The sequence below is a fragment of the Photobacterium damselae subsp. damselae genome, assembly GCF_038086725.1.
GTDB classification, from domain to species: domain Bacteria; phylum Pseudomonadota; class Gammaproteobacteria; order Enterobacterales; family Vibrionaceae; genus Photobacterium; species Photobacterium damselae.
The window spans coordinates 2,213,320-2,229,215 of the sequence record NZ_CP146970.1; the positions used below are offsets into that span (position 1 = coordinate 2,213,320).

The window sequence follows — 15,896 nt, forward strand, 5'->3', positions numbered from 1 at the left end:
TCATAACTAATGAACGTGGAACCTTACAGCTTCAGAGCTCATTTTCTTTAAATTAACGTACTCATTAAGTAAAAATACCAGCGAATTTTGCTTAATTAAGTATAAAACCAGTCAACCATTCAACAACCAGCAACTCGATATTCAACCCACTATGACGTTCGAGCTTGCGATGTAGTTCATTCAGTTTTTGGATTTGATTTATCACTAAGTGAATCGGTAACACAGCAGCAACCTGGTGAACCAGAGCCAAAGATTCATTATGGACAAAACCTGATTGAACACCTTGCTGGACTTTTAAACAATCGACTAAAAAATAGCTCAACCATTTCAAACTTGCGATACCATCTTGCGTACAGAGCGCAGCAAGATCGTAAATCCCAATATGAGGAGGTTGAACAAAAGCAGTGAAGGTTTTAATCAAATTAACATGACGGATATCCATGCCATTTTCGACAAAATTTAAAGAGGCTATCGGTGCGCCATTATTTAAATTCACAGCTTCAGTTGAAATGGACTGCATTAACTGATTTTCAACCCAACGTTGAGTATCTTTACTATTTGGCGTAGGCAATCGCCATTTGTTACAACGACTCACAATCGTCGGTAACAGATTATCTAATGACCGAGCGGTAAGAATAAACTGGCAACCAGCAGGAGGCTCTTCTAGTGTTTTCAAAATAGCATTAGCACCAGCTTCTCCCATTGCATCGGCTTCTTCAATAAGGATTACACGTTGACCGCCAAGCTGTGAGGTCTCAACTGCCCAACGATTAGACTGCCGAACCGCATCAACGCCTATTTGCTTACCTTCTTGTTCCGGCTTAATCACATGAAAATCAGGATGGTTACCCGCAGCAAACAGCTTACAACTGTGACACACACCACAGGCTTGATGATCATTATTCTGGCACAGAACAGTTTGGGCAAGTTCACGAACTAAGACGTCTTGCCCACTACCTTTAGCAGCAAGCAATAAAATAGCGTGGTGGAAACGCTTTTGCTGTAACAGTTGCTGCCAATTTTGCCATACACTCTGTTGCCATGGGTAAATCATTTACTGCTGCTCCAACCATTGTGTCAAAGCGCTAGAGATATCCGCCGTTACCGCTTCTAAAGACTGACTAGCGTCAATAATAACTGTATTCGGGTCTTGCTCTGACAACTCAAGAAAACGCGCTCGAGCACGATGGAAAAAGTCGATATTCATTTGTTCAATACGATCAAGTGCTCCGCGTCCACGAGCTCGCTGTAAACCAAGCGCAGGATCAATATCCATATATATTGTGAAATCAGGACGAAAATCACCAAGTACGGTATTACGCAGATTCATCATTAACTGCTGATCAAAACCACGGCCTCCACCTTGATATGCTTGAGAAGACATATCATGACGATCACCAACAACCCAGCGTCCCTGTGCTAAAGCAGGTTTTATCACATTATCGACTAACTGAATGCGAGCGGCATAAAGCAGTAGTAGTTCAGCCATATCGGTTAACGGCTCATCTGGATGCCCTTCTTTAACTAATGCGCGCATCTGCTCAGCAAGTGGTGTACCACCAGGCTCACGAGTTGCCACAGGATCATGAATGCCATGTTCAGCAAGTACATTAATTACTTGTGATATTGCTGTGCTTTTACCAGCCCCTTCAAGGCCTTCAATTACGATAAATTTTCCGTTCATTTGTTTCTTAATGTTCTTAAATACTGACGCACAGCACGATTATGCTCTGCCAATGTTTTTGAAAATGTATGTCCACCTTTGCCATTAGCAACAAAGTACAAGTATTTCGTTTGTGCTGGGTGTACCGCGGCTAAGATAGATGCTTTACTTGGCATCGCGATAGGAGTTGGCGGTAGACCGAAAATAACGTAGGTATTGTATGGTGTTGGCGTTGTTAAGTCGCGTTTCCGAATATTGCCATCGTATTTATCACCCATGCCATAAATAACCGTAGGATCTGTCTGCAATCGCATCCCCTTCTCTAGACGATTAGTAAACACAGACGAAACAACATCACGCTCAGAGTCAACAGCAGTCTCTTTTTCGATGATCGACGCCATGATTAATACATCATAAGGAGTTTTTAGTGGCAGATCCTTTTCTCGACCTTGCCATGCATTTTCTAATACTGATTCCAGCTTATTGTGAGCTCGTTTAAGAATATCCAGATCACTCATACCAGCCGTATAATTATACGTTTCTGGAAGCATATAGCCTTCTAGCTTATTGGTGTCGATATTCAGCGCCTTTGCAATTTCAGCTTCAGACAGACCAACGGTTTTATGCTGCATTTCAGGTGCTTGCTGCAGTTCTTTTAGCCATTCACTAAAACGCTCGCCTTCAACAAGAGTAATCGAGAATTGATGCTCTTTGCCAGAACCGATTAATGTCAGTAACTGCTGTAATGTCATTTTCGGTTCAACTAGGTAACTACCGGCTTTTAATTGCAGTAATTCAGGCTCTACATGGCCAATCCAGCGATACCATTGCGAAGCGGGAATGATAACCTGCTTCTCAAGTTGATTTAACAAACTGCGAAAGCTTGTACCGGGTTTAACAGTAATTAACTCTTTCTGTTCTGTTGTTACTGGTTGAGATAGAGATGCCATCACTTCCTGATAAGCAAAAACAACGCCCCCTGCTGCTATTACGCCCAAGAGCACTATCACAATCATTAATTTTTTTAGCACGCTGTTAACCCCTTTATAAGCGCATTTAATAGCTGACGTTGATGAAATGTCTGATTTTCAATTTGATTAATCGGTACTAACGACATTAACGCATTAGTAATAAAGACTTCTTCTGCCCCCATAATTTCCTCAATAGGAGCATCAATAAATTCTAGCTGATAAGGCAACGTCTGTATTAACTCAATTACTTTTCGTCTCATTACTCCATGAACACCAGCAAATTTAAGTGTTGGAGTAAAAACTTTGCAACCCTTTCGCCAAAAGATATTCGCGACACTGGTCTCTGTAATATTGCCATTAAGATCAAGAACAAGGCCATCTAGCCAGTGGTTATTTTCAATTTCTTGTTTTAATAAGACTTGTTCTAATCGATTAAGGTGTTTCCAACCAGCAAGCATGGGGGCAAGACCTAAACGCTGGGAACACACACCTAAACAAATCCCTTGCTGTTGCCATTGAGAATAATGTTCGGGCCATGCAAAGGTTGTAATAATCACTTGTGTTTGAGAGCAATCTTGGCCGCTATAACCACGACCACCAGAGCCTCTAGAGATCAGTATCTTAATACCACCTTTCTCTTTGAATTTCTGAGCTAGTACGAACACCTCTTGGGTAATATGTTGCCAATTTGGCGCGCTTATCGCGAAGTAAGCCAAGGTATCTTGTAACCGCTGGAGATGAAAGTCCCACAACTGAGGCTGGCCATCTATCACCAAAATTGTTGTAAAGCAGCCATCACCATATTGTGTTGCTCGATCGCTTATCGATAAAGAATGCTGCTGTTGACCGTTAACCCAAGCCAAATTCAATCCTTAGAAACCACTTCTCAGATAAAAAAACAGCCCGGTACTAATACCGAGCTGACTTATCATATCAGGTTAATTGCTTTATTTCTTGCGGTGATAAGCTAAGAAATCGTCAATTAATCCGATTCAATTAGATTTTCTTAAACAGAAGCGAACCGTTAGTACCACCGAAACCAAATGAGTTACATAGAGCATACTCAAGGTTTACATCACGAGCAGTACCAGGTACGTAGTCTAGGTCACAACCTTCGCCTGGATTATCAAGGTTAATTGTTGGTGGAACAACCTGATCAACTAGAGTTAGAGCTGTGATGATTGCTTCAACAGAGCCCGCTGCACCTAGTAGGTGGCCGGTCATAGATTTGGTTGAAGAAACCATTACTTTATCAGCAGCACTACCCATAGCGCGTTTGATGCCTAGAGTTTCAGCAACATCACCAGCGGGTGTTGATGTACCGTGTGCATTGATATAGCCAAGTTGATCAGCATTAATACCAGCATCACGTAGACATGCTTCCATAGCAAGCGCACCGCCTGAACCGTCAGCACTTGGAGAAGTCATGTGATAAGCATCGCCACTCATACCAAAGCCGACGATTTCTGCATAAATTTTAGCGCCACGTGCTTTTGCGTGTTCGTACTCTTCCAGTACCATCACACCTGCACCATCACCTAGAACAAAACCATCACGGTCTTTATCCCATGGGCGAGAAGCTGCTTGAGGATCATCATTACGAGTTGATAGCGCTTTAGCTGCTGCAAAGCCACCCATGCCTAATGGTGTTGATGCTTTTTCTGCACCACCAGCAACCATAGCGTCTGCATCACCGTATGCGATCATACGTGCCGCATGGCCAATGTTATGAAGGCCTGTTGTACACGCGGTAGAGATTGCGATGTTTGGACCACGAAGACCATACATGATAGACATGTGACCCGCAATCATATTAACAATAGTTGATGGAACGAAAAATGGGCTGATCTTACGAGGGCCTTTTTCCATCAGAGCTTGATGACCAGCTTCAATTAAGCCAAGACCACCAATGCCAGAACCGATAGCAACACCGATGCGCGCTGCATTTTCATCTGTAACTTCAATGCCAGAATCTTTCAATGCTTGCACGCCAGCTGCGATACCGTATTGGATAAATAGATCCATTTTACGAGCATCTTTTTTCGACATGTAATCTTCGCAATTGAAGTCTTTTACCATGCCTGCAAATTGTGTAGCAAAACCTGTTACATCAAAATGCTCGATAGTGCTAATGCCGCTAGTACCTGATAGAAGTGCTTTCCATGAATCTTCAACAGTATTACCAACCGGTGTTAGCATGCCCATGCCAGTTACAACAACACGACGCTTTGACACGATTAATATCTCCGGAATTGAGGGGTAAAAATAAGGTAGAAAAGAAATCAGGCGGCCATGAGGACCGCCTGGAAGTGTTCTGAATTACTCAGCAGCGCTATTAACGTAGTCGATAGCAGCTTGAACTGTAGTAATCTTCTCAGCTTCTTCGTCTGGGATCTCTGTGTCGAATTCTTCTTCAAGAGCCATAACTAGTTCAACTGTGTCTAGAGAGTCAGCGCCTAGATCGTCAACAAAAGATGATTCGTTCTTAACTTCAGACTCGTCAACGCCTAGTTGCTCAACGATGATTTTTTTTACGCGTTCTTCGATGTTGCTCATACTAATATATTTCCTTAACAAGAATTCGCTAATGCGATTTGTTGTAGTTTATTCATTACTACAAAAGTTGCAACACTCATTGTTGCTGGTCAAACCACGATTTTCAATGAAAAACCACTTAATTGGACCTTTTTCGCCGAGAATTGCATCTTTTGTGCTTAAATCATGTACATGCCGCCGTTTACGTGCAAAGTTTCGCCCGTAATATAAGCAGCATCATCAGAGGCTAAAAATGCAACAGCTGCTGCAATTTCACGCGGATCACCTAAACGACCTGCTGGAACATTCGCTAATGTTGCAGCGCGTTGATCATCATTTAGTGCGCGAGTCATATCCGTTTCAATGAAACCAGGAGCGACAGCGTTTACAGTAATACCACGAGAAGCAACTTCACGAGCCATTGACTTAGTAAAGCCTAATAGACCTGCTTTTGCTGCTGCATAGTTAGTTTGACCTGCGTTGCCCATTGTACCAACAACAGAGCCAATACTGATAATACGACCATTACGCTTCTTCATCATCGCACGCAAAACTGCTTTTGATAGACGGAAGATAGACGTTAGGTTGGTATCCATGATGTCTTGCCACTCGTCATCTTTCATACGCATTAGCAAGTTATCACGCGTAATACCCGCGTTGTTCACTAGGATATCAACATCACCAAAAGTCTCTTTGATTTGCTTCAATACTGCTTCAATTGACTCAGGAGACGTAACATTTAATGCCATACCTTGACCTTTATCACCAAGGTATGCACTGATCGCTTCAGCGCCACTTTCTGAGGTTGCCGTACCAATAACGGTTGCGCCACGCTCAACAAGAATTTCTGCGATTGCACGGCCGATACCACGGCTAGCACCTGTTACTAGAGCAATTTTTCCTTCAAGGCTCATCAGTAGTCCTCTTTCAGATCTCAGATTACTTAGCTAGAGCTGCGTCTAATGATGCAATATCATTAACAGCAGAACCGCCAAGTGAACGATTAATACGTTTAGTTAGGCCAGTCAGTACTTTACCTGGACCCATTTCAAGTAATTCTTCAATACCTTCTGCTGCCATACGCTCAACAGACTCAGTCCAACGAACTGGACCATAAAGTTGTTTTACAAGCGCAAGTTTGATTGCAGCAGGATCAGTTTCAGTTGCAACATCAGCATTATTGATCACTGGGATCGTTGGAGTATTGAATGTCATATTTTCAAGAGCTACTGCTAGTTTGTCAGCAGCAGGCTTCATTAGTTCACAATGAGATGGAACTGAAACTGGTAGAAGTAGTGCTCGTTTAGCACCGGCTTCTTTACACAAAGCATTTGCTCTATCAACGGCTTCTTTGTTACCCGCGATAACAACTTGACCTGGAGAGTTAAAGTTTACAGGCGAACATACCTGGTCTTCTGCCGCATCAGCACACGCTTTTGCAATAGCATCATTATCTAGACCAATAATTGCAGACATCGCACCAACACCTGCAGGCACTGCTTCTTGCATTAATTGACCACGTAGTTCAACTAACTTAACTGCTTCTTTAAAATCAATAACGCCCGCGCATACAAGTGCAGAGTACTCACCTAAGCTATGGCCAGCAAGAACAGTTGGTTGCTCACCACCCTTCTCTTGCCATACACGCCAAATTGCAACAGAAGCGGTTAATAATGCCGGCTGAGTACGATGCGTTTGATTAAGATCTTCAGCAGGACCATTTTGAACTAGAGCCCATAGGTCGTAACCTAGAACTTCAGATGCTTCGGCAAATGTCGCTTGAACAATTGGAAACTGCTCAGCCAGTTCAGCAAGCATACCTACAGCTTGAGAACCTTGACCTGGAAAAACAATCGCGAACTTAGACATTCGAGAATCCTTATTGATTTAACTGCCTGTTACTTCATCGTAAAATAAGCAGCTTGAAATATTATCTACTGTGCCAACTGATTAAAATCAAGGTTAAAAAGCGGCACAGCATCCATGAATTTAGCAACCAGTTAAAACTTAACCAGTGCAGAGCCCCAGGTAAAACCACCACCAAAGGCTTCGAGTAATAACGTCTGACCACGTTGGATACGACCATCACGAACAGCTTCATCCAATGCAGTTGGCACTGTTGCAGCTGAAGTATTACCGTGGCGATCTAATGTCACAACAACTTGGTCTAAAGACATAGATAATTTCTTCGCTGTGGCTGAAATAATACGTAAATTAGCCTGATGAGGAACTAACCAATCTAGCTCAGATTTATCCATATTATTTGCAGCAAGAGTATCTTTAACTAAGTTTGATAACTGAGTTACCGCAACTTTAAATACTTCATTACCAGCCATATATAGCCAGTTATCATCGCTAAAATCTTCACCATGCTCAGGAATACCAAGACTTAGCAGGCCACCAAAATGACCATCAGCATGGATATGAGTCGATAAAATACCCGGCTCTTCACTTGCACCAACAACAACCGCACCTGCAGCATCACCAAATAAGATGATTGTTGAACGATCAGTTGGATCACATTTATGCGACAATGCATCAGCACCAATTACCAACACATTTTTCGCCATGCCGGTTTTAATGTGTTGATCGGCAATGCTCAGTGCATACATAAAGCCAGAACATGCCGCAGACAAATCAAATGCTGGGCAGCCTTTAATATCGAGCATTCCCTGAACCTGACATGCAGCAGAAGGGAAAGAGTGGCTCGCACTGGATGTTGCCATGATAATAAGATCGATATCTTCTTTGGCAATACCGGCCATATCAATTGCATTTAATGATGCTTGATATCCCATCACTGCGACGGTTTCTTCGGTGTTAGCGATACGACGCTCACGAATACCAGTACGCGCAACAATCCACTCGTCATTCGTTTCTACCATTTGCTCTAAGTCAGCGTTAGTACGAACTTGAGCTGGCAGGTAACTGCCTGTACCTAAAATTTTGCTATACATGAAGACTAATAGTGCCTCTCGAGTAAGACTTCTTCCAAACGGTTACTGATTTTTGTTGGTATTTGTCGTTCAACCTCGTACACCGCTTCACTGATTGCGTTGGTAAATGCGGTTATATCTGCACTTCCATGGCTTTTTACTACAATACCACGCAATCCTAACAGACTTGCCCCGTTATACTGGTCGGGGTTCAACTGCTTGAGGCTGTCAAATAGGTCACTAAACAACCATTTGGCAAGAATTTGTTTAAACTTACTGGTTCCTACGGCTTGGCGAATCCGGTCAATAAAGAGATGAGCCACCCCTTCACTGGTTTTTAGACTAACGTTTCCGACAAAGCCATCACAGACGATAACATCAGCTAATCCAGAATAAAGCTTATCGCCTTCTATATAGCCAATGTAGTCAATATCATCACACTGACTTAACATTTCAGCACAACGTTTGACTAAATCATTGCCTTTGATTTCTTCTTCACCAATATTAAGTAAAGCGACGCGAGGTTTACCAGATAACCACTGCTCTGCTAAAACGGCTCCCATTACCGCAAACTGGAATAATGTGTCGGAATCACATGAAACATTTGCCCCTAGATCAAGAATCCAAGTTTTAGTGGCTGCAGCAGTTGGAATAGCAGAAACTAAAGCGGGACGATCGATGCCAGGTAATTGTTTGAGGATATATCGAGACAGTGCCATTAGTGCACCAGTATTGCCGGCACTGACACAAGCGTCAGCGTTACCTTCAGAGACAGCTTCAAGAGCCATTCTCATAGAAGAACCATGGCTTCGGCGTAATGCTTGAGAAGGTCGAGCATCATTTGCAATAGCGCTATTGCTATGCACAATGGTAATTCGAGGATGGTTGAGTTGGTTTAGGAGAGTCAGCTGTGTAGTGATCGCACTCTGATCACCGAATAAGGTTACTTTGAGCTCCGGGAAGTGCAACAGTGCCTGCACAACGGCAGGCACTGTTACTTGAGGACCGAAATCCCCGCCCATTGCATCGAGTGCAACGGTTAGACCCATAAAGGTTCAACCTTACTTGTTGATAACCTTACGGCCACGGTAGAAACCGTCAGCAGTCATGTGGTGACGTAGGTGAGTTTCACCACTTACAGCGTCTACAGATAGTGCTGCAGTTGTTAGTGCATCGTGAGAACGACGCATACCACGTGCTGCGCGTGATTTCTTGCTCTTTTGTACGGCCATTAACCCTACTCCTGTTAAATTTTCACTTCTTAAGATTTTTCAATACTGCAAACGGATTCGGACGCTCATCAGCAACGGGGATCTCACCAAAAGACATGTTCGCTGAACCAACATTACAGTTAGCATCATCGTGCATAGCAACTTGAGGTAATTCTAGAATCATCTCATCTTCGATAAGTTCAACTAGGTTGATCTCGCCATTTTCGTCGACTTGAGCCGGCTCATAGGCTTCCGGTAGCTCGTCTTCCGCATTCATATTGCGAACTGGACTATAACAGAATTCAACACTGATTGTGTGCTGAAATTCTTCCTGACATCGCTGACAGGTCAACATCACTTCAACTTCTGCACTTCCGCGCATAAAAGGAATACGACGTTGGTCCAAATCAAAAGACAAGGTGACGTTTGCATCACTTATTACGCCATCAGTGGATTCAGCTAAACGCTTCAGATTTCCGATAGTGATGATGCCATCATAATCGAGTTTTTTCTGAGCTGCGCGAACTGGATCGACCTTCAGCGGCAATTTTACCTTTTGCATAGGGCGCGAATATTAGCCTTATAGTCTGTTTGAGTCAAAGGAAATGTGTCCGAATTAACAGCTTTTAGTCAATAATCGTACTGATCAAAAGCTCAAACTCGCTATGACAACATAATCCATCGCAAAATTAAATTAATTGTTAACGAGTCATGCACTTGGTTAGAAAAAAACCAGATTAGAAAGACCCATCACTGCCAATTTAAAATCGAGGCAAAAATACACCTCATCACTTCGGAGTTCAATCAGAAACTGCTTTAAAGATTCTCTTTATCTCAAAGTCAAAACTTAGGTACACTCCCTCACCATTGATACTCAGACAACATTACGTTCTAGTAAGGATTGTTATGCCTCAACCGTTACTTTTAGCTTCGACCTCAACTTATCGCCAAGCTTTACTCAAAAAATTTGGTTACCCCTTTGAAGTAGCCAGTCCAAATATTGATGAAACAGCTCAAGAGAACGAAACTGCACAACAATTGGTATTGCGCCTAGCTCAAGAAAAAGCAAAAGCATGCGCAAAAGATTATCCCACACACCTTATTATAGGCTCAGATCAGGTCTGTGTTATTGATGGGAAAATCATTGGCAAGCCTTTAACCGAAGAAAAAGCGTGTCAACAACTCAAACAAGCAAGTGGACAAACTATTACCTTTTACACCGGCCTTGCTTTATATAATGCTCAATCGGGAGAGTGCCACAGTCTTTGTGAACCTTTCCACGTACATTTTCGAGAACTCACCGAGCAGGAAATCCAACATTATGTTCGTCGGGAGCAGCCGCTATATTGTGCGGGAAGTTTTATGTGCGAAGGATTAGGTATTGCTCTTTTTGAGCGCTTAGAAGGACGAGACCCAAATACGTTAGTAGGCCTACCCTTGATTGCTCTACGTGAACTGCTGGCAAAAGAGGGAATCGATATCCTTACCAGTCAATCACGATAAAAAGACAAAAGGAGTATCCTAATGGTACTCCTTTTATTGATGTGCTGATTATCGAGAAAAAATCGAATTAATGGACGATTAAGACATCGTGCGTAATTTTTCTAAGCAGCGTTCTAATTTAGGTTCCATTGGTGCATTAATTTCCATCGCCTCATCCGTACTTGGATGAGTAAATTGGATATTTGCAGCATGTAAAAATAGGCGATTTAATCCTGTTTTCTTGGTATAAGCATCAAAACGTGGATCACCATAGCGATCATCCCAAGCAATTGGGTGACCAGTATATTGGCAGTGAACACGAATCTGATGCGTACGGCCAGTTACAGGGCTTGCTTGAACTAGAGTTGCCTGATGGAAGCGTTCTAAAACTTTGAATCGAGTATCTGACGGTTTACCATTTGGATTAACTCGGACAATGCTATTCACTTCATTTTTCAGTAGCGGTGCAGTTACCTTTTTGCACGACGCTTTCCACTCTCCCATCACAAGAGCAAAATAATACTTCTGAACCGTTTTATTACGGAACTGCTCTTGTAAACGGCGTAATGCTGAACGCTTCTTAGCAACCAATAAAATACCAGAAGTATCTCGGTCAATACGGTGCACTAGCTCTAAGAAGCGAGCATCTGGACGTAATGCACGAAGCGCTTCAATTGCACCGAACTTCAAGCCACTACCACCATGTACCGCTGTACCCGATGGCTTATTTAATACCAATAAATGATCATCTTCATAAATAATGCATGACTCAAGTTCAGCCACTTTATTTAGATTGGTACTGATCGGTGCTTGATCCTCTTTTTCAGGAATCGAAACAGGAGGAACACGAACCAGATCACCATCTTGCAACTTATATTCAGGTTTGATGCGTTTTTTGTTTACTCGCACCTCACCTTTGCGCAAAATGCGGTAGATCATACTTTTAGGTACGTTTTTAAGCCTAGCACGCAAGAAATTATCTATGCGCTGTCCGGCAAAGTCATCGCTAATTTCGATGAATTGTACTTTAGGTTTAACTTCTGTCATGAGTGTGATTATAAGCCTAATGAAGCAATGCAGCTCTGCCAGTATCGGCAAAGTTATGAACACGATTAATGGAAGGGAGTGTACCACTTTTCTTACTTTGATGAGATGTTTTCGCAGAAAATGATTGGCTAAATGGTCATCATTGAAAGTTCATTGGCTCAATAACGCAAATAATCCAGATTGCCGCTCTAGTGGCTCCCTGCTATTATTGCGTACTGTAGTAGGATAACAAGCCTACTTTTATAACAAGATGAATAAAATATCATCACAATAATTATTTTTTACACAACTCTAGCGAAAACCGCTGCATATGGCATAAGACGGAAACGTTTCGCGGAGTAACTTTTAGTGTCCGATTACAGATTTTTTTGGTGTGACAGATACGACCGCTTTGTCGGTGATGCCAGCTACAATTTAGAGACTTAACCGTCTGCAAGTAGTTGGTTTAAATAGTGTAGCCAGAGAGCACTCCTGTTTTTCCAACCGTGAGGTTGTACCCGTATATCAGTCTTGGAGTCCGGCACCACCATAAAAAACTGTCATTCGCTCGCTAAGATAATGACAATTAACGAGTAAATATAAATGAAAAGAATGTTGATTAACGCAACTCAGAAGGAAGAGTTGCGCGTCGCATTAGTTGACGGTCAGAAGCTATTTGATCTTGATATCGAAAGCCCTGGTCATGAATCTAAGAAAGCAAACATCTATAAAGGCCGCATCACACGCATCGAACCAAGCCTGGAAGCAGCGTTCGTTGACTATGGTGCAGAGCGTCATGGTTTTCTACCTCTAAAAGAAATCGCGAAAGAGTACTTCCCACAAGATTATTCTTACCAAGGTCGTCCAAACATTAAGGAAGTCCTAAAAGAAGGTCAGGAAGTTATCGTTCAAGTCGATAAAGAAGAGCGCGGTAACAAAGGTGCAGCCTTAACTACATTCATCTCTCTTGCTGGTAGCTACTTAGTTCTTATGCCAAACAATCCTCGTGCAGGCGGTATTTCTCGTCGAATCGAAGGTGAAGAGCGTACGCAACTAAAAGCGGCATTAAGCACATTAGAACTGCCTCACGGTATGGGTCTAATTGTACGTACCGCAGGTGTTGGTAAATCAGCTGAAGAGTTAGAGTGGGATTTAAATGTTCTGTTAAATCACTGGAGTGCAGTAAAAGAAGCGGCTGACGCTCAACCTGCCCCATTCTTAATTCACCAAGAAAGTAATGTGATTGCTCGTGCAATTCGTGACTATCTACGTCGAGATATCGGCGAAATCTTAATCGACAGTCCAAAGATTTTTGAACGCGCTCGCGATCATATCAAATTGGTTCGTCCAGATTTTATCTCTCGTGTTAAACGTTACGAAGGCGAAGTTCCACTATTTAGCCACTACCAAATTGAAAGCCAGATTGAATCAGCGTTCCAGCGCGAAGTTCGTCTACCTTCTGGTGGCTCTATCGTAATTGACCCAACAGAAGCATTAACCTCTATCGATATCAACTCTGCACGCGCAACAAAAGGCGGAGATATCGAAGAAACAGCATTACAAACTAACCTTGAAGCGGCAGATGAAATTGCTCGTCAATTACGTCTTCGTGACCTTGGTGGCCTAGTTGTTATCGACTTTATCGATATGACTCCGGTTCGCCATCAGCGTGAAGTAGAAAACCGTTTACGCGAAGCTGTTCGTATGGACCGCGCACGTGTACAAATTGGTCGAATTTCTCGTTTTGGTCTATTGGAGATGTCACGTCAGCGCCTAAGCCCATCCCTAGCAGAAGCAAGTCATCATGTATGTCCTCGCTGTACAGGTACGGGTGTTGTTCGTGATAACGAATCACTGTCTCTATCTATTCTTCGCTTAATTGAAGAAGAAGCATTAAAAGATAACAGCTCACAAGTATTAGCTATTGTGCCTGTTGCTATTGCATCTTACTTATTAAACGAAAAACGTCGTTCAGTTCAACACATTGAAAAATATCACGATGTTCGTGTCATTATCGTACCGAACTCAGATATGGAAACACCACATTTTGAAGTTTCTCGTGTGCGTGAAGGTGAAGAACAAGAAGCACTGTCATACCGCATTCCAAAATTACTTGCAGCACAGCGTGAAGCAGAGACTCAAGAACCTGCACAGCCTGAGCGCGTAATTAAGAAGCGTGAAGAACCTGTACTTCAAGGTTTTACTGCACCAAAAGAGCCTGCGCCAATCGCTAAGCCAGCCGCTTCTAAACCAGCAGTGCAACAACCAAGTATTTTCAACCGTATTTTCTCTGCCATTGCAAACTTCTTCTCAAGCCATATGAGCAAGAAAGAAGAAGAGCAACAACCTCAAGAAAATACGAACAATCGTCGCAATAATAACCGTCGCAACGATCGTAATGACAATCGCCGTAACGATAATCGTCGCAATGACAACCGTCGTAACGATAACCGCCGCAATAATCGTCAACAAGATTCAGAGCAGCGCGACAATCGTAACAACGAACGTCAAGAAAAAGACAACACTCGTAACAATGAGCAACGCCAGAACAATCGTCGTCGTAATAACGAACGCAATAATGACCGTAATAACGACAAAGCGACTAAACAAGACCAGCGTCAACAGCAGCAAGCTGAAAAGCCTCAAAAAACGCAGCAGCAGCGTCAACGAGACGAAGAGAAAGAGCTAAAGCGCCAAGCTCGTAAAGAAGAGATCCAAGCGCAGAAGCAACAACGTCGTCAAGAGATGCAAAAAGAGAAAGCTGAAAAGCAAAATCTTGAAGCTCAGCGTGAGAATGAAGAAAAAACAGCAAAAGTAAAACAACGCCGTCAACGTCGTCAGCTACAGAAGAAAGTTCGTATTGATGACCAACAAGATGTTGTTGAAGCTATTGAAGTATCATCAACTGCAACAGCAGAAGCGAAACCATCACCACTAATGGAGATGGGTACCGCAATGGCTAAAGCAGCTCAAGATGAAGTTAAGACTCAAGCTGTTGATATGCCAACGGCACCAGAGATGGAAGAAGCGGAAGATCAAGAGGATGCACCTCAACGTCGTAACCGTCGCTCTCCTCGTCATTTGCGTGCAAGTGGTCAACGCCGCCGTCGCATGCGTGATACTCGAGTTGAAAAACCTGAGCACGTAACACACGAAGATGTGAAGATGGTGCCAATCGATATGATGGCAACAGATTCTGTTGATGCTCTAAACGACATTGAAAATACGGTATCTATCGTTGAGAAACCAAAATCAATTCAACGTCGTCCAGCAACAGGCGTAGCATCTCCTGAAATGGCAATGGGCAAAGTATGGCCTCGTCATACTAAACCTGCGGTTGCTGCTGCAGAAGTGATTGAAGAAACGGTTGTCGAGCCTGAGCTAGACTTAGCGCAAGCTGAAGCTGCAATGGATAACGTGCTAACTCCTGCAATTATTGAGACACAACAGATTGCGGAAGTAGAAACGGTTGAGGCTGTAGCACTAACAGGTGTAGCAATGCCGGAACTTGCTATGGGTAAAGTATTCCCTATGCGCGCGGTAGAAGAGACACAACCAGTCGTATCTCTTACTGAAGAAGTAGTAGCTGAGGCTCCAGTTTTAGAACAAACTGAAGAGGTTATTGTTGAAGCAGCTCCTGTTGTTGAAGAAAAAGAAGAAGCGGTTATTGAGACCACGATTTCTCTTGCGCCAACAAAAGTGAAAGCAACAATGGCAACAAATCCTCGTGGCTTCCATGCGACTGCACCAATGGCAAAAGCTCCTGCTCCTGTATCAATGGGTCACGCAGAAACTGTTGCTGTTGCACCAACACGCGATCTTGCAACTAGCCGTCCTGCAGGCAGTCAAGTTGCAACAAACCGCGCAAGTGCACCAATGACAAAGCCAAACTTTAACTAAGTTAGAGTCTACGCCAATACAAAAACCACACTCATTTGGGTGTGGTTTTTTTATGCCCATACCCCACCAATGATTGCTCTCCCCTTTAACATTTCTAAATTTTCATCCTTAGGTTTAAATTTCCCACTAAACTAAGAAAAACAAAACCAACCTTTGTATAAAATAAGTTTAG

15 protein-coding genes are annotated in these 15,896 nt (G+C 42.9%); 2 read left to right on the forward strand and 13 right to left on the reverse strand.

Going from position 1 to position 15,896, the window contains the following annotated elements; all coding sequences use genetic code 11:
* Positions 1–91: 91 nt before the first annotated feature.
* From holB to yceD, 12 genes are all read right to left on the reverse strand, one after another.
* Positions 92–1,054 carry a DNA polymerase III subunit delta' gene (gene holB / locus WAX86_RS09855; protein ID WP_138241129.1) on the reverse strand — a complete coding sequence of 321 codons (963 nt, stop codon included), beginning with the start codon at positions 1,052–1,054 and terminating at the stop codon, positions 92–94.
* Positions 1,055–1,684: a dTMP kinase gene (gene tmk / locus WAX86_RS09860; protein ID WP_044175182.1), complete on the reverse strand. Its 630-nt coding sequence runs from the start codon at positions 1,682–1,684 to the stop codon at positions 1,055–1,057.
* Positions 1,681–2,694, reverse strand: coding sequence for an endolytic transglycosylase MltG (gene mltG / locus WAX86_RS09865; protein ID WP_341488727.1), 1,014 nt, complete (start codon positions 2,692–2,694; stop codon positions 1,681–1,683). The genes tmk and mltG overlap by 4 nt, the downstream gene beginning before the upstream one ends.
* A complete protein-coding gene (gene pabC, locus WAX86_RS09870) occupies positions 2,688–3,497 on the reverse strand; it encodes an aminodeoxychorismate lyase (RefSeq protein WP_086367192.1) in 810 nt (269 codons plus the stop codon). The genes mltG and pabC overlap by 7 nt, the downstream gene beginning before the upstream one ends.
* Positions 3,498–3,630: 133 nt before the next feature.
* Positions 3,631–4,869 carry a beta-ketoacyl-ACP synthase II gene (gene fabF / locus WAX86_RS09875; RefSeq protein ID WP_065172615.1) on the reverse strand — a complete coding sequence of 413 codons (1,239 nt, stop codon included), beginning with the start codon at positions 4,867–4,869 and terminating at the stop codon, positions 3,631–3,633.
* An 84-nt stretch (positions 4,870–4,953) separates the two neighbouring features.
* On the reverse strand, positions 4,954–5,190 hold the full coding sequence (gene acpP / locus WAX86_RS09880; protein WP_005298515.1) for an acyl carrier protein: 237 nt from the start codon (positions 5,188–5,190) through the stop codon (positions 4,954–4,956).
* A 158-nt stretch (positions 5,191–5,348) separates the two neighbouring features.
* Positions 5,349–6,083 carry a 3-oxoacyl-ACP reductase FabG gene (gene fabG / locus WAX86_RS09885; protein ID WP_005298513.1) on the reverse strand — a complete coding sequence of 245 codons (735 nt, stop codon included), beginning with the start codon at positions 6,081–6,083 and terminating at the stop codon, positions 5,349–5,351.
* Positions 6,084–6,108: 25 nt separating this feature from the next.
* The gene (gene fabD / locus WAX86_RS09890; RefSeq protein WP_115425709.1) at positions 6,109–7,038 is read right to left on the reverse strand and encodes an ACP S-malonyltransferase; all 930 of its coding nucleotides are present in this window, start codon (positions 7,036–7,038) and stop codon (positions 6,109–6,111) included.
* Positions 7,039–7,169: 131 nt separating this feature from the next.
* Positions 7,170–8,126, reverse strand: coding sequence for a beta-ketoacyl-ACP synthase III (locus WAX86_RS09895; RefSeq protein ID WP_005298510.1), 957 nt, complete (start codon positions 8,124–8,126; stop codon positions 7,170–7,172).
* A gap of 5 nt (positions 8,127–8,131) precedes the next feature.
* Positions 8,132–9,154 carry a phosphate acyltransferase PlsX gene (gene plsX / locus WAX86_RS09900; RefSeq protein WP_005298508.1) on the reverse strand — a complete coding sequence of 341 codons (1,023 nt, stop codon included), beginning with the start codon at positions 9,152–9,154 and terminating at the stop codon, positions 8,132–8,134.
* Between the two features lie 12 nt (positions 9,155–9,166).
* Entirely contained in the window at positions 9,167–9,337 is a 171-nt protein-coding gene (rpmF, locus tag WAX86_RS09905) for a 50S ribosomal protein L32 (protein WP_005298506.1), read from the reverse strand.
* 22 nt (positions 9,338–9,359) lie between these two features.
* Positions 9,360–9,878 carry a 23S rRNA accumulation protein YceD gene (gene yceD / locus WAX86_RS09910; protein ID WP_065172618.1) on the reverse strand — a complete coding sequence of 173 codons (519 nt, stop codon included), beginning with the start codon at positions 9,876–9,878 and terminating at the stop codon, positions 9,360–9,362.
* A 344-nt stretch (positions 9,879–10,222) separates the two neighbouring features.
* On the opposite strand from yceD, the gene WAX86_RS09915 reads away from it, so the two are divergent.
* On the forward strand, positions 10,223–10,819 hold the full coding sequence (locus WAX86_RS09915; protein WP_044175158.1) for a nucleoside triphosphate pyrophosphatase: 597 nt from the start codon (positions 10,223–10,225) through the stop codon (positions 10,817–10,819).
* 78 nt (positions 10,820–10,897) lie between these two features.
* On the opposite strand, the gene rluC is transcribed toward WAX86_RS09915, so the two are convergent.
* The gene (gene rluC / locus WAX86_RS09920) at positions 10,898–11,845 is read right to left on the reverse strand and encodes a 23S rRNA pseudouridine(955/2504/2580) synthase RluC (protein WP_036763508.1); all 948 of its coding nucleotides are present in this window, start codon (positions 11,843–11,845) and stop codon (positions 10,898–10,900) included.
* A 582-nt stretch (positions 11,846–12,427) separates the two neighbouring features.
* Here rluC and rne point away from each other — a divergent pair.
* On the forward strand, positions 12,428–15,724 hold the full coding sequence (gene rne / locus WAX86_RS09925) for a ribonuclease E (protein WP_138222907.1): 3,297 nt from the start codon (positions 12,428–12,430) through the stop codon (positions 15,722–15,724).
* Positions 15,725–15,896 lie beyond the last annotated feature (172 nt).

Excerpts from the sequence above, each read along its gene's own strand:
- holB (WP_138241129.1), bottom strand. The coding sequence starts at position 1,054 with ATGATTTACCCATGGCAACAGAGTGTATGGCAAAATTGGCAGCAACTG.
- tmk (WP_044175182.1), bottom strand. The coding sequence starts at position 1,684 with ATGAACGGAAAATTTATCGTAATTGAAGGCCTTGAAGGGGCTGGTAAA.
- acpP (WP_005298515.1), bottom strand. The coding sequence starts at position 5,190 with ATGAGCAACATCGAAGAACGCGTAAAAAAAATCATCGTTGAGCAACTA.
- fabG (WP_005298513.1), bottom strand. The coding sequence starts at position 6,083 with ATGAGCCTTGAAGGAAAAATTGCTCTAGTAACAGGTGCTAGCCGTGGT.
- fabD (WP_115425709.1), bottom strand. The coding sequence starts at position 7,038 with ATGTCTAAGTTCGCGATTGTTTTTCCAGGTCAAGGTTCTCAAGCTGTA.
- WAX86_RS09895 (WP_005298510.1), bottom strand. The coding sequence starts at position 8,126 with ATGTATAGCAAAATTTTAGGTACAGGCAGTTACCTGCCAGCTCAAGTT.
- plsX (WP_005298508.1), bottom strand. The coding sequence starts at position 9,154 with ATGGGTCTAACCGTTGCACTCGATGCAATGGGCGGGGATTTCGGTCCT.
- rpmF (WP_005298506.1), bottom strand. The coding sequence starts at position 9,337 with ATGGCCGTACAAAAGAGCAAGAAATCACGCGCAGCACGTGGTATGCGT.
- yceD (WP_065172618.1), bottom strand. The coding sequence starts at position 9,878 with ATGCAAAAGGTAAAATTGCCGCTGAAGGTCGATCCAGTTCGCGCAGCT.
- WAX86_RS09915 (WP_044175158.1), top strand. The coding sequence starts at position 10,223 with ATGCCTCAACCGTTACTTTTAGCTTCGACCTCAACTTATCGCCAAGCT.
- rluC (WP_036763508.1), bottom strand. The coding sequence starts at position 11,845 with ATGACAGAAGTTAAACCTAAAGTACAATTCATCGAAATTAGCGATGAC.
- rne (WP_138222907.1), top strand. The coding sequence starts at position 12,428 with ATGAAAAGAATGTTGATTAACGCAACTCAGAAGGAAGAGTTGCGCGTC.